The organism is Burkholderia sp. R-40 (genome assembly GCF_049942845.1).
Classification (GTDB): domain Bacteria; phylum Pseudomonadota; class Gammaproteobacteria; order Burkholderiales; family Burkholderiaceae; genus Burkholderia; species Burkholderia ambifaria.
In genome coordinates this window covers 1,744,248-1,757,589 of record NZ_CP187968.1, presented here as the reverse complement: position 1 = coordinate 1,757,589, position 13,342 = coordinate 1,744,248, and the positions used below count along the sequence as shown (strand labels likewise).

Here is a 13,342-nt window from a genome sequence, read left to right as displayed (position 1 = left end):
CAATTCCCGGACGCGCAGCGCGCGGATCCGGCGGGGCAGTCGTAATGGCCGTGACAGCGGCCCTCGTTCCGTATTTGTTTCCAACCAATGCGACCCGGCGGTTGCGCATTCGCGCGCAGGTTTTCCAAACGAATGTGTAAGCCATCTTATCAAATGACGATCAAGAATGGCACTCACATTCGGCAGAGAGTGTCAAGGAATCGGGACTCGATTGGCACGGCGGCTTTTTCGTGATTGGCGGGGTGGGCGCGGGCGGGCGCAGGGCCCCGAAGCGGGGCGGCAGGATCGGCGGAGTGCCCCGTCGGACGGGCGTTTGCGGGGAATCCCGGCCGCCCCGTACCGCTCGACCCCAAGGCGTTCCGCAGGGGTCGGGGCGCCTCGAGTCGAGCGCGGAAGCGGGGAATTTCCATTTCCGTTTACGACGGGAATGCCCGTCTTTATTCCCATACGCGTGGCAATAGCGCGCGGATCAATGCAAGTGAATATATCGCCGGGGCCCCCGCAGCTTTGCACAGCCCTGAATGGAACCGGTACGACCGCCCCACCGCCACGCGCGAAAACCGTGCGGCGTGCACGCCGCCGCACCGCTTCCGCACGCGTTGCGGGGCGCCCGCTCAGCCCGCCGCGCCGTAGCCGCCGCCGCCCGGCGTTTCGACGACGAACACGTCGCCCGGCGCCATCTGCGCGCGGCCGATATGCGCGAGCGTCTCGACCGTGCCGTCGGCCCGCTCGATCGTGTTGCGGCCGAGCGCGCCGGCCTCGCCGCCCGCCGCGCCGAACGGCGCATGGATCCGGTTGTTCGACAGGATCGACGCGGTCATCGGCTCGAGAAAGCGGATCCGCCGCACCGCGCCGTCGCCGCCGCGCCAGCGCCCACCGCCGCCCGAGCCCGCGCGCAGCCGGTGCGAGTCGAGCCGCACCGGGTAGCGCCATTCGAGCACTTCCGGATCGGTCAGACGCGAGTTCGTCATGTGCGTCTGCACCGCGCCGACACCCGCGAAGCCGTCACCCGCGCCGCTGCCGCCCGCGATCGTCTCGTAGTACTGGTATCGAGCGTTACCGAATGTGAAGTTATTCATCGTTCCCTGGCTCGACGCGACGCAGCCGAGCGCGCCGTACAGCGCGTTGGTGACCGCCGACGACGTCTCGACGTTGCCCGACACGACCGCCGCCGGATACTCGGGATTCAGCATCGAGCGCGCCGGCACGATCACGGTGAGCGGCTTCAGGCAGCCGGCGTTCAACGGGATGTCGTCGCCGACCAGCGTACGGAACACGTACAGCACCGCGGCCATGCAGACGGCCTTCGGCGCGTTGAAGTTGTTGTCGAGCTGCGCGGAGGTACCGGTGAAATCGATCTCGGCACGCCGCGCCGCGCGGTCGACGCGGATCGCGACGCGAATCTCCGCGCCGTTGTCGAGCGGATAGCGGTACGCGCCGTCCTGCAGCGCGCCGATCACGCGCCGCACCGCCTCTTCCGCGTTGTCCTGCACGTGCCCCATGAACGCGAGCACGACGTCGCGGCCGAACTGGGCGACCATCCGCCGCAACTCGTCGACGCCCTTCTGGTTCGCGGCGACCTGCGCGCGCAGGTCGGCCATGTTCTGCTCGACGTTGCGCGCCGGGTAGCGGCCCGACGAGAGCAGCGCGCGCGTGTCCGCATCGCGCAGCACGCCGGCCGACACGAGCTGCCAGTTGTCGATCAGCACGCCCTCTTCGTCGATGTGCGTCGAATCGGGCGGCATCGAGCCCGGCGTCGTGCCGCCGATGTCCGCGTGATGGCCGCGCGAGCCGACGTAGAACAGTGGGGTGTCCGAGCCGTCCGCGAACACCGGTGTGATGACGGTGACGTCGGGCAGGTGCGTGCCGCCGTGATACGGGTCGTTCAGCATGAACACATCGCCGTCGCGCATGCGGCCGCGGTTGCGCTCGATCACCGTGCGGATGCTCTCGCCCATCGACCCCAGATGCACGGGCATGTGCGGCGCGTTCGCGATCAGGTTGCCGTCGCCGTCGAAGATCGCGCACGAGAAGTCGAGCCGCTCCTTGATGTTCACCGAGTACGCGGTGTTCTGCAGCCGCAGCCCCATTTGCTCGGCGATCGACATGAACAGGTTGTTGAAGATCTCGAGCCGCACCGGATCGGCGTCGGTGCCGAGCGAGCGGCGCGTCGGCAGCGGTGTCGTGCGCGTCAGCACGAGGTTGCCCTGCGCGGTCATTCGCGCGCGCCAGCCGGGTTCGACGACGGTCGTGCCGTTCTGCTCCGCGACGATCGCCGGGCCGTCGATCGTGTCGCCGGCGAGCAGCGTGTCACGCACGTACAGCGCCGCGTCGTGCCATTGACCGCCGGAATGGAACCGCACCGCGCTGTGGGCCTGCGGCGCCGCGCCCTCGTCGCGCGGCGCGAGCGGCGCGATCTCGACGGGCGCATCGGAGCGGCCGATCGCCTCGACCGAGGCCAGTTCGGCGACCAGCGGCGTGCCGGGCATCAGGAACGCGTAACGCTGCCGGTACGCGGCTTCGAACGCCTGCTGCATCGCGGCGACGCTGCCGGCCGGCACGTCGAGCGCGGAATCGGTGCCCTGGTAGCGCAAGTGCACGCGCCGCTCGGTCGCGATGCGTTCCGGCGGCACGCCCTGTTCGAGCAGCGCGCCGACCGCGTCGTCGGTCAGCCGGTCGAGCGTCGCGTTCAGCGCCGGCAGCGACGCGTCCGACAGCACCGCTTCCACCGCGCGCTCGCGCATCGCGGTTTGGTCGGCGAGGCCCATCCCGTAGGCGGACAGCACGCCCGCGAGCGGATGCGCGAACACCTGCGTCATGCCGAGCGCGTCGGCCACGCCGCACGCGTGCTGGCCGCCCGCGCCGCCGAAGGTCGTCAGCACGTAGCGCGACACGTCGTGGCCGCGCTGCACCGAAATCTTCTTGATCGCGTTCGCCATGCTGCCGATCGCGATCTCGAGGAATCCTTCGGCCAGCGCCTCGGGCGTCTCGCGCCGCCCGGTCGCGGCGTGGATCTCGTCGGCGAGCGCCGCGAATTTCGCGGCGACGCCGTCGCGGTCGAGCGGTTCGTTCGCATGCGGGCCGAACACGCGCGGGAAATGATCGGGCTGGATCTTGCCGAGCATCACGTTGCAGTCGGTCACGGTCAGCGGGCCGCCGCGCCGGTACGCGGCCGGCCCCGGATTCGCGCCGGCCGATTCGGGCCCGACGCGCAGCCGCGCGCCGTCGAAGCCGAGCACCGAGCCGCCGCCGGCCGCGACCGTGTGGATGCTCATCATCGGCGCGCGCATCCGCACGCCGGCCACCTGCGTCTCGAACACGCGCTCGAATTCGCCGTTGTAGTGCGACACGTCGGTCGACGTGCCGCCCATGTCGAAGCCGATCACGCGGTCGAAGCCGGCCGCGCGCGCGGCGCGCACCATCCCGACGATGCCTCCGGCCGGGCCGGACAGGATCGCGTCCTTGCCCTGGAACGCATCGGCGCGCGTCAGGCCGCCGCTGCTCTGCATGAACTGCAGGTTCACGCCGGGCATCTCGTGCGCGACCTGCTCGACATAGCGGCGCAGGATCGGCGACAGGTACGCGTCGACCACGGTCGTGTCGCCGCGCGACACCATCTTCATCAGCGGCGACACCTCGTGCGACACGGACACCTGCGTGAAGCCGATCCGGCGTGCGAGTTCGGCCAGCGCGCGCTCGTGCGCGGTGTAGCGATAGCCGTGGATCAGCACGATGGCCAGCGCCTGCACGCCCGAGTCGAACACGCGGCGCAGCGCCGCTTCCGCACTTTGCACGTCGAGCGGCACGACGACGTCGCCGTGCGCACCGACCCGCTCGTCGACCTCGACGACGGTCTCGTACAGCGCATCGGGCAGCACGATGTCGAGATCGAACAGGCGCGGCCGGTTCTGGTAGGCGATGCGCAGCACGTCGCGAAAGCCGCGCGTCGTCGCGAGCGCGGTGCGTTCGCCCTTGCGTTCGAGCAGCGCGTTGGTCGCGACCGTCGTGCCCATCTTCACCATGTCGACGCGTTCGGGCGTGATCGGCTCGCCGTCGGTCAGGCCGAGCAGGTGGCGGATGCCGGCCACGGCCGCATCGCGATACTGCTCGGGATTCTCCGACAGCAGCTTGTGCGTGACGAGCGAGCCGTCGGGCCGGCGCGCGACGATGTCGGTGAAGGTGCCGCCGCGGTCGATCCAGAATTGCCAGCGCGCGGCGTCGGAGGAAACGGGGAAAGTGTGTCGATCAGTCATGGCGATGAACTCGATGCGTCGTTGAAGCGATGGACGAGCGCCGCCGCACGGCGCGCGTCGCGCGCCGCGTGAGGGCTTCGATCAAAGGGAAGAGGTTAGGCGGCGGGCCGGCGCCCGCTTACGCGGCGTCGAGTTCGCGGCCGCGGGTTTCGGGCAGCGTCAGCGCGGCGACGATCATCACGCCGTACGCGGCGACCGCGAAGATGCCGATGCTCGCGCCGAGCCCGTAGTGCTTCGACAGCGCGCCGATCAGGAACGGGAACAGTGCGCCGACCGCGCGGCCCACGTTGTAGCAGAAGCCCTGCCCCGAGCCGCGCACCCGTGTCGGGAACAGCTCGGTGAGGAACGCGCCCATCCCGGAGAAGATGCCCGACGCGAAGAACCCCAGCGGGAAGCCGAGCCACAGCATCGACGCGTTCGTGAGGTTCAGCACCGGCGACGTATAGGCGAACGCGATCACCATCGAGCCGAGCGCGAACAGGATGAAGTTCGGCTTGCGGCCGAGGCGGTCGGTCAGGTAGGCGCTCGTCAGGTAGCCGACCCACGAGCCGATGATGATCGTCGCGAGATAGCCGCCCGTGCCCATCACGGTCAGGTGACGCTCCGTCTTCAGGAACGTCGGCAGCCAGGTCGTGATCGCGTAGTAGCCGCCCTGCGCGCCGGTCGTCAGCAGCGCCGCGCGCAGCGTCGTCGACAGCAGCTGCGGCGCGAAGATTTCCGTGAGGCGCGGGGTGCCGGCCACCTGCGCCTGTGCGGCCTTCTCCTTCTCGTAGACGTCCGGTTCCTTCACGTAGCGGCGGATCACGACCACCAGCAGCGCCGGCGCGAGGCCGATGAGGAACAGCGCGCGCCAGGCCTGTTCGGCCGGCAGCACCGAGAACAGCAGCGCATACAGCAGCGCCGACAGCCCCCAGCCGATCGCCCAGCCCGACTGCACGAGGCCGACCGCCTTGCCGCGATCGCGCGCGCGGATCACCTCGCCGATCAGCACCGCGCCGGCCGTCCATTCGCCGCCGAAGCCGAAGCCCATCAGCGCGCGCGCCGCGAGCAGCTGGTGGTAGTTCTGCGCGAGTCCGCACAATGCGGTGAACACAGCGAACCACAGCACGGTCAGCTGCAGCGTGCGCACGCGGCCGATCCGGTCGGACAGGATGCCGGCGAGCCAGCCGCCGACCGCCGACGCGAGCAGCGTCATCGTGCCGATGAAGCCGGCGTCCGCGAGCGAGATGCCCCAGGTCGCGACGAGCGTCGGGATCACGAACGACAGCATCTGCGTGTCCATCCCGTCGAGCATGTAGCCGACCTTGCAGCTCCAGAACGCGCGGCGCTCGCGCGGCTGCGCGTCCGCATACCATCCGAACAGGCCGTTGCGCGCGGGGCCCGCGGGGTCGGCGGCGGGCGCCGCGAGGATCTTGCTTTCCATGGTGAAGCTCCTGTCGAAATGTGCGGTCAATGCCGTGCTCGTGGTGCGTGTGGTGCTTGTGGTGCGTATCGTGCTCGTAGTACGTGCGGTGCGTGTCGTGTGTGGTCGTACATGCGTCGCGCTAGTCGGGCCGCAGCTGCCCGCCGCCCGCCGGCCGGGCGGATCGTCTGCGCCTCGCGGCATTCCGCCGCGTCGGGCCCGGACCGGCGGCCGTACGGGCCGCGGGCGTCGACCGGGTCAGAACACCGCGAGCGACGCGTTCGTGATGTCGGTCATCAGCATGTAGCCGGGCGTATGTGCGATCGCGAGCGGCAATTTCGCTTCCATCAGCGCGGTTTGCGGCGTCACGCCGCACGCCCAGAACACCGGCAGCTCGCCGTCGCGCACCGTCACCGCGTCGCCGAAATCGGGCGTGCCGAGATCGGCGATGCCCAATTCCCGCGGATGGCCGATATGGACCGGCGCACCATGCACGCCCGGGAACCGGCTCGTGATCTGCACCGCGCGGATCGCGTCGGCGCCGCGCAGCGGCCGCATCGACACTACCAGCTGGCCGCCGAAGATTCCCGCGCGGCGGTTCGGAATCGACGTGCGGTACATCGGCACGTTGCGACCCTCTTCGATATGACGCAGCGCGATGCCTTCACGCGCCAGCATGTCCTCGAACGAGAACGAGCAGCCGATCGCGAATACGACGAAATCGTCGCGCCACAGCGCCTCGAGCGATTCGACCCGCTCGGTCAGGCGGCCGTCGCGGTAGACGTTGTAGCTCGGCACGTCGGTGCGGATGTCGAGATCCTCGCCGAGCACGTCCAGCCGGAACGCGCCCGGCTCGCCGACGCCCAGCAGCGGGCACGCCTTCGGGTTCGCCTGGCAGAAGCGCAGGAAATCGTGCGCATACGCGTTCGGCAGGATCGCGAGATTCGCTTGCGCGAACGGGCCGCACTGGCCGGCGGTCGGCTGGCGGAACGCGCCGCTGCGTACGGACTGGCGGAATTCGGAAGGCGTCATGATGGTGGTCGGCGGATCGGGGATGTCGTCGGGCTCACGCAATTGCGTCAGCGGTTACGGCGAAGAATAGAAAAGAAAAAAATTGGCCGCCAACGAGTTTTTTTGCGCCCGGTGTATAGAATTTCTTAACGCATCCTCGGGTTTTCCCCGGTCCCGTTCATTTTTCTTCACCGGCAAGCTGCGCGTCCACCGTCCCGCCGATCGCCATGAACACGCGTTTTCTCGAAACCTTCGTCACGCTCGCGAAGCTGCGCAACTTCCGCACGACGGCCACCGCGCTGCACGCGACGCCGGCCGCGATCTCGCAGCGCCTGAAGGCGCTCGAGGATGAATTGCAGACCGTGCTCGTCGATCGCGACAGCCGCGAGTTCCGGCTCACGCCGAACGGCGAGTACCTGCTCGGCTACGCGAAGGCCGTCGTCGAGGCGACGCACGAGCTGCAGGCCGCCGCGGCCGGCGAAAGCGCGCTGCGCGGCAAGCTGCGGCTCGGCGTGATCGAGACGGTCGTGCACAGCTGGCTGCCGCACTACCTGCGCCGCCTCGCCGCCGACTATCCGCAACTGGAGGTCGACCTGACCGTCGACGTCAGCGTCGTGCTGCAGCGCCGGCTGATGGCTGGCGAGCTCGATCTGATCATTCGCGTGGAGGGCAGCGACGAGGCGTCGGTCGTCTGCGACGCGCTCGCGAACTATCCGGTGCGCTGGATCGCGCGCGCGGGGCTGCTGCCGACCACGCGCACGGGCCTGGCGCGCCAGGTGCTGCGCCGGCCGATCCTCACCTACGGGCGCGGCACCGCGCCGCATCGTGCGCTCGAGGACATCGTGCGCACGCTCGCGCACGCGCATGGCGTGCCGCTGTCGGAGACGCGCATCACCGGCTCGCCGTCGATCTCGGTGATCGTGCAGCTCGTGCGCGACGGCTTCGGCGTCGCCGCGATTCCGGTGCTGTTCGTCGATGCGCTGATCGCGAGCGGCGAGGTCGTCGAGCTGCCGCTGCAGCCGTCGCCGCCGTCGATCGTCGTGTCGATGTCGCGCCGCGCCGACGCGCCGAAGTTCGTGCACGGCGCATCGATCGCCGCGCGTGCCGCATGTCACGAGTACTGCGAAAAGAGCAACCGGTTGCTGGTCGAGGCGCTTTGACGCAGTGCGTGGACGCGCAGCGGTTCGCGCAGAACGACCGACGCGCCGATTCGACGTTCAAGTCACGCGGGCTGCCCGGCGTGCGGTTGCGCGAGCTTGCCGTCGCCGTACTCGCGCAGCACCTGCGAGATGACCACGCGATAACCGTCCAGCCAGCGCGCCTGCTTCGCCTTCGCTTCCCGATGCGCGGGGTGCTGGATCAGCTGCTGCAGCGCCGCCTCGGATTCCCAGTAGTAGACATTCTGGATCAGCCCGGCTTCCGCGTTCTCCCAGGTTTCCTCGCCGAGATAGCCGGGTGTCGCGCGCGCCATGTCGGCGATCTGCCGGTCGAGCCGATGGAATTCGTCGTCGTATTGCCCGGCGCGGAAAATGAAGGTCGATGCGTACATGCGCGCTCCGTTGGGAGACGATTGAAAGAGCGTCAAGTGTAAGGCACGCATCGCGTGCCACTGTCGTCACGCGGTAAGCGCGACGGCGTCGAGCCACGCGTCGATGCGGGGTGCATTCGTGCGGGTGGCCTGCGTGGCGGTCGGCACCGTCAGCGCGCCGACGAAGCGATGCCGATGCCGGAACAGTTCGCGCAACGACAGCGTCGGCGCGCTGTTGCAGCAGCGGCCGCACGCGTTGCCGTGAGGCGGTAGTCGTCTACCACGGCCGCCGCACCGAGTCCTGATAGCGCGTCAGGATGAAATGCGCGACGTCGTCCGAGTGATACGCGGCGACGAGTTGCGCGACCCACGGCTTCGTGCGATCGGCATCGCGCACGGTCAACACGTTCGCATACGGCGAGCGCGCGTCCTCGAGGTTGATGCTGTCGCGCGCCGGTTGCAGGCCCATGCGCGTCGCGTCGTCACTGTCGATCGCGACGAACGCGGCCGAATCGAGCGCCGCATGGAGCCGGTCGCGACGCAGCGCAACGAATTTCAGCGCGAGCCGGTTGCCGGACACGTCGCGGAGCGTCGCATGCAGGCCGGCCTTCGCGCGCAGCGTCACCAGCGTGTCGTTCTGCAGCAGCACGAGCGAGCGCGCCATCCCGCGCGGATCGGCCGGGATCGCGACCGTCGCGCCGGTCTGAAGTTCATTCAGACTCCTCAGCTTGCGCGAATACAGCGCCATCGGCAGCGTAACGGTCGGCGCGACGGCGCTCAGCGCGTAGCCTTTCTCCGTGCGGGTGGCGGCGAGGCGCTGTGCATCCTCGAAGCTCGCCGCGTCGATCTTGCCGTCCGCAAGCGCGGTATCGATGCGCGACGCTTCGTCGAATTCGACGACGTCGACACCGAGCCCGCGCGTGGCGGCGACGCGTTTCACCGCGCCGAGAATCTCCGCATGCACGCCGCGCGTCACGCCGACGCGCACCGTGCGCACGGTGGTTTCCGCGGCAACGGCCGAACCTGGTTGAACGACGCCGCATGCAACGGCCAGCCACACGGCGATGCAGTGCACGACGCGTTTCACGATGCATCCCTCAGAATCGTACGGAATCCGATATGCGACGCACCGAGATCGGCTTCCTGCCGTTCGCGCGACGACGCGCGATAACGCACGCAGTAATCGCGCGAGCACAGAAACGAGCCGCCCTTGATCACCATCGGCGTGTCGTGCCGGCGCGTCGGCGGCGCCACGGCCGCCGTGTCGCCGTTCGTGTGCGACTGATGCGGGCCCGTGTACGCATCCTTCGTCCATTCCCACGCGTTGCCGATCATGTCGTACAGATGGAAGCCGTTCGCCGCGTAGCAGCCGACCGGCGCCAGGCCCGCATGGCCGTCCTCGGCAGTATCGAGCACCGGGAACGCACCCTGCCAGTAGTTCGCGGCCGGCTTGCCCCGCGCGTCGCGCGGCGCAGCGTCGAGCGATGCGTCGTCGCGACCGGCCTTGCCCGCGTATTCCCATTCGGCTTCGGTCGGCAGGTCGCGGCCGAGCCAGTGCGCATACGCGAGTGCGTCGCGCTGCGTGACGAGCGTGACGGGCAGGTTGCCGAGCCCGTCGATGCTGCTGCCCGGGCCGCGCGGCTGCCGCCACGACGCGCCCTTCACCCAGCTCCACCACGCGAGGTCACGTGCATTCAGCTCGTCGCGCGTCGGCACGTGAAACACCGCCGCGCCGCCCTGCTGCTCGGCCTCGGTCACGTAACCGGTCGCCTTCACGAAGGCGGCGAACTGCGCGATCGTCACGTCGGTCTGGTCGATCCAGAAGCCGCCGACGCGCGTCCTGCCGTCGCCGACCGGACGCTCGTCCGCATAACCGCGCGTGCTGCCGAACACGAACGCGCCGCCGCTCAGGTGCACCATCCCGGCCTTCGGATCGTCACGCCACGCCGCGGGCAGGCCCGAGTAGCGCTCGCACTGCCGCTCCGAGCCGAGCGGCGCGAGCGGGCGGCCGCGATTCGCGTCGTCGAAGGCGCCGGCGGGCGACGCCGACGGGCTCGCATAGCCCGCCGCGAACGCAGCCGCGAACAGCGTGGCCGCGAGCGCCGCGCCGAGCGTCCAGAAGCGCAACCGCATCGTGTCGTCCTCAGTAGTAGCCGCGCGGACGCAACGGCTCGACGCCGCCGACGTTGCTCATGTAGGCCTTCCACTGGTCGACCAGCGTGCCGATCACCGACGGGTTCTGCGCGGATACGTCGGTCGTCTCGCCGCGATCCGCCGCGAGGTCATACAGCTGCCAGTGACCATCGAGCGGGCCGAGCGGCGGCTCGGTCCACAACGCCTTCCAGCGACCGTCGGCGCTGCGCAGGTACGCGCGGCCGTACGCTTCGTCACCGAACGGCGCCGTATGCACTTCACCCGTCGCCGAGCCGGTCAGCACCGGCAGCAGCGACTGGCCCGTCACCGGATACACATAGCGGTTGTTGTAGACGACCTTGCCCTTGTTCTGATCGATGCCGGTCAACGTGTTCACGAGCGGCGGCGCCGGCTGCGACGGCGGCGTGACGCCCGCGACCGCGAGGAACGTCGCCGTGTTGTCGGTCACGTGCGTGAACGCGCGCAGCGTCGGCAACTGCTCCGTCTGCCCGGGCAGGCGCACGATCGTCGGCGTCGACACGCCGCCTTCGCCCGAATACCCCTTCGTGAGCCGGAACGGCGCCGCGCTCACTTCGGCCCAGCGCAGCCCGTATTGCAGCCGCTGCGCGTTCTGCTTGCCGTTGTCGGTGCCGAGGGTCGAATAGATCGGCTCCTGCCCGTTCGCGGTGTCGGTCGCCGTCGGGTCCGCGCCCGAGTCGATCGGCCAGCCTTCCGCGCCGTTGTCCGACTGGAACATGATGAACGTGTTGTCGTATTCGCCGATGTCCTTCAGGTGCTGGATCAGCAGGCCGATGTTGTAGTCGAGGTTCTCGACCATCCCCGCGTAGATCTCCATGTAGCGCGCCTGGGCACGGCGCTCGGCCGGGCTCAGGCTCGCCCACAGCTTGTCGACCTTGCCGGTGCCGTAGTCGGTATAGCCGTCGGCGGCCGAATGCACGGCGCTGATGTACTTCGCGTTCGCGGTGCCGTTGTTCGCCGTTGCCGGCGACGCCGACGTCGTTTCGGGCAGTCCGTCGAACGGCCTGAAGTCGGCCGGAATCAGACCGAGCGCCTTCTGCCGTGCGATGCGCGCGTTGCGGATCGCGTCGTAGCCGGCGTCGTACACGCCCGCGTACTTGTGCAACCACGGCTCCGGCACCTGCAGCGGCCAGTGCGGCGACGTGTAGGCCGCATACGCGAAGAACGGCTTGCCGTCCCGCTTGTTCGAATCGATGTACGAGATCAGCTTCTGCGTATAGAAGTCCGTCGAGTAGAACACGGCCGGATTGCCGCCCGCGCCGCCCGGTTGTCCGGGCTGGCCGGGCTGCACGTAGCGGCCGTCTTCCGTGTAGTTCGACGAGCCGGCCGGTTCGTGCGCGAAGTGGTTCGTCGCGGCGCCGGCGAGCAGCACGTAGCTGCGCTCGAATCCCCATTGGTCCGGCGTCTGCCCGCTGCCCGTCGCGCTGCCGACGATCCCCGAGCCGATGTGCCACTTGCCCGCGATGTACGTGTGATAGCCGGCGTCCTTCAGTAGTTGTGCGAACGACAGCGCGCGATCGTTCAGGTAGCCCTCGTAGCCTGGCAGGCCGCGCCGCTCGTCGGTCGGCACGCCCATCGTGCCTTCGCCGACGAGATGGTGATCGGTGCCGGAAATCAGCATCGCGCGCGTGATCGCGCACACGGTGCCGGTGTGATGGTTCGACAGGATGCGGCCCGACGCGACGAGCGCGTCGAGATTCGGCGTGTTGATCTCGCCGCCGAATGCATGGATGTCGGAATAGCCGAGATCGTCGGCCATGATGTAGAGGATGTTCGGGCGCTTGGCCGCGGGCGTCGCATTCGCCTGCGGCGGCGGATCGCTGTCGACGCCGCCGCACGACGCGAGCGACAGCGCACCCGCGATCGCGGCGCTCACCACACGGAAACGGAAGGCAAGCAAGGGCGAAGCAGACTTTTTCATTGTTGTTGAGCGCACGATCTACGGGATCGGCGATCTTAGCGTCGCCTGCGCGGCGCCCAAAGTCGGATTCGTCACATGCAAAGGGGGTGGGGGAATATGCGGCACGGCTCGTGTTTTACGACTTGCGCCGCGATGGTTGTGTTGCGTCAGCCGCGTCCGCCGAGGCTGCCGCCGCCATCCACCGCGAGCACCTGCCCCGTGACGAAGGCCGCATCGTCGGACAGCAGGAACGCGATCGCCGCGGCCACATCGTGCGGCGTGCCGAGACGGCGTGCGGGGATCGTTGCCAGCACCTTGCGTTCGGCTTCGCTGCCGACTGGCCGCGTCTGGCGAAACAGTTCCGTCTCGATCGGGCCCGGCGCGACCGCGTTGACCGTCACGCCGTGCTCGGCGAGTTCAAGCGCCCACGTACGCGTGCAACCGACGAGCGCGCTTTTCGCGGCCGAATACGCGGTGCGATCGAGGCTGCCGAAGATCGCGCGGCTGCATACGTTGACGATGCGGCCATATCCGCGTGCCTTCATCGCGTCGGCGAAATGCTGCGTGACGTGGATCGCCGCGCGCACGTTGAGGTCGAACACCGCCTGCAGCGATGCGAAATCGACCTTCCCGAGCGGCTGTGGCAGCGCGATGCCCGCGTTGTTCACGATGCCGTCGATCTCGTGCGACGCGCCGATGCGGGCGAGCGTCGCGGCCGTCCGTTCGATATCGGCGAGATCGCACGCGATCAGTTCGCCGGGAAAGTCGATGCCTTGCGCATGCCGCGCGAGACCGATGACGCGATGGCCGCGCCGGGCGAGCAGCGTGCTGGTTGCGAAGCCGATGCCGCGCGACGCGCCGGTAACGAGATAGGTGCGGGATGACATGATTCGTGCCTCTGACGAAAGAATCGAAGACGGTGCGGTGCGCGCTCGCGCGCAGCGCATGCATGACGCGCTCGATTGTGCGTCAGGCGGGGAAAACGCGTACGGTCGCCTGGCTTCGGCATTGGATGGCCGCATAGCGCCTCCAAGCAAATGCTTTTCCGAATCCGTTATTGGATCGCGCCGCCACGC

At 68.9% G+C, this 13,342-nt stretch carries 9 protein-coding genes and 1 pseudogene; 1 reads left to right on the top strand and 9 read right to left on the bottom strand.

All coding sequences use genetic code 11. The features are described 5' to 3' along the window. Positions 1-614: 614 nt before the first annotated feature. From ACP26O_RS24285 to ACP26O_RS24275, 3 genes are all read right to left on the bottom strand, one after another. Entirely contained in the window at positions 615-4,253 is a 3,639-nt protein-coding gene (locus ACP26O_RS24285; RefSeq protein WP_175666107.1) for a hydantoinase B/oxoprolinase family protein, read from the bottom strand. A 118-nt stretch (positions 4,254-4,371) separates the two neighbouring features. Beyond that, complete coding sequence (locus ACP26O_RS24280) at positions 4,372-5,676, bottom strand: MFS transporter (RefSeq protein WP_175666106.1); 1,305 nt, start codon at positions 5,674-5,676, stop codon at positions 4,372-4,374. Positions 5,677-5,913: 237 nt separating this feature from the next. After that, positions 5,914-6,687: a putative hydro-lyase gene (locus ACP26O_RS24275; RefSeq protein ID WP_006749638.1), complete on the bottom strand. Its 774-nt coding sequence runs from the start codon at positions 6,685-6,687 to the stop codon at positions 5,914-5,916. A gap of 206 nt (positions 6,688-6,893) precedes the next feature. Here ACP26O_RS24275 and ACP26O_RS24270 point away from each other — a divergent pair, with 206 nt between their 5' ends. Next, positions 6,894-7,826, top strand: coding sequence for a LysR family transcriptional regulator (locus ACP26O_RS24270; RefSeq protein ID WP_175666105.1), 933 nt, complete (start codon positions 6,894-6,896; stop codon positions 7,824-7,826). A 62-nt stretch (positions 7,827-7,888) separates the two neighbouring features. On the opposite strand, the gene ACP26O_RS24265 is transcribed toward ACP26O_RS24270, so the two are convergent. The 6 genes and pseudogenes from ACP26O_RS24265 to ACP26O_RS24240 form a co-directional block, all read right to left on the bottom strand. Then, positions 7,889-8,215, bottom strand: coding sequence for an antibiotic biosynthesis monooxygenase family protein (locus ACP26O_RS24265; protein ID WP_011660203.1), 327 nt, complete (start codon positions 8,213-8,215; stop codon positions 7,889-7,891). Positions 8,216-8,359: 144 nt separating this feature from the next. Continuing rightward, positions 8,360-8,565, bottom strand: a pseudogene (locus ACP26O_RS24260) (flagellin N-methylase); the annotation flags it as partial. Continuing rightward, positions 8,472-9,281 (bottom strand): MetQ/NlpA family lipoprotein, encoded by an 810-nt coding sequence (locus tag ACP26O_RS24255; protein ID WP_175666104.1) that lies wholly within the window; start codon positions 9,279-9,281, stop codon positions 8,472-8,474. The pseudogene ACP26O_RS24260 and the gene ACP26O_RS24255, both read right to left, overlap by 94 nt. After that, a complete protein-coding gene (locus ACP26O_RS24250; protein ID WP_175666103.1) occupies positions 9,278-10,327 on the bottom strand; it encodes a formylglycine-generating enzyme family protein in 1,050 nt (349 codons plus the stop codon). The genes ACP26O_RS24255 and ACP26O_RS24250 overlap by 4 nt, the downstream gene beginning before the upstream one ends. Before the next feature lie 10 nt (positions 10,328-10,337). After that, positions 10,338-12,287 carry an arylsulfatase gene (locus ACP26O_RS24245; protein WP_426356333.1) on the bottom strand — a complete coding sequence of 650 codons (1,950 nt, stop codon included), beginning with the start codon at positions 12,285-12,287 and terminating at the stop codon, positions 10,338-10,340. A 146-nt stretch (positions 12,288-12,433) separates the two neighbouring features. After that, positions 12,434-13,153 carry an SDR family oxidoreductase gene (locus tag ACP26O_RS24240; RefSeq protein ID WP_175666101.1) on the bottom strand — a complete coding sequence of 240 codons (720 nt, stop codon included), beginning with the start codon at positions 13,151-13,153 and terminating at the stop codon, positions 12,434-12,436. Positions 13,154-13,342: the final 189 nt, after the last annotated feature.

Bases quoted from the DNA above. Each gene is read 5' to 3' on its own strand.
- ACP26O_RS24280 (WP_175666106.1), bottom strand. From the start codon at position 5,676: ATGGAAAGCAAGATCCTCGCGGCGCCCGCCGCCGACCCCGCGGGCCCC.
- ACP26O_RS24240 (WP_175666101.1), bottom strand. From the start codon at position 13,153: ATGTCATCCCGCACCTATCTCGTTACCGGCGCGTCGCGCGGCATCGGC.
- ACP26O_RS24265 (WP_011660203.1), bottom strand. From the start codon at position 8,215: ATGTACGCATCGACCTTCATTTTCCGCGCCGGGCAATACGACGACGAA.
- ACP26O_RS24270 (WP_175666105.1), top strand. From the start codon at position 6,894: ATGAACACGCGTTTTCTCGAAACCTTCGTCACGCTCGCGAAGCTGCGC.
- ACP26O_RS24275 (WP_006749638.1), bottom strand. From the start codon at position 6,687: ATGACGCCTTCCGAATTCCGCCAGTCCGTACGCAGCGGCGCGTTCCGC.
- ACP26O_RS24245 (WP_426356333.1), bottom strand. From the start codon at position 12,287: ATGAAAAAGTCTGCTTCGCCCTTGCTTGCCTTCCGTTTCCGTGTGGTG.
- ACP26O_RS24285 (WP_175666107.1), bottom strand. From the start codon at position 4,253: ATGACTGATCGACACACTTTCCCCGTTTCCTCCGACGCCGCGCGCTGG.
- ACP26O_RS24250 (WP_175666103.1), bottom strand. From the start codon at position 10,327: ATGCGGTTGCGCTTCTGGACGCTCGGCGCGGCGCTCGCGGCCACGCTG.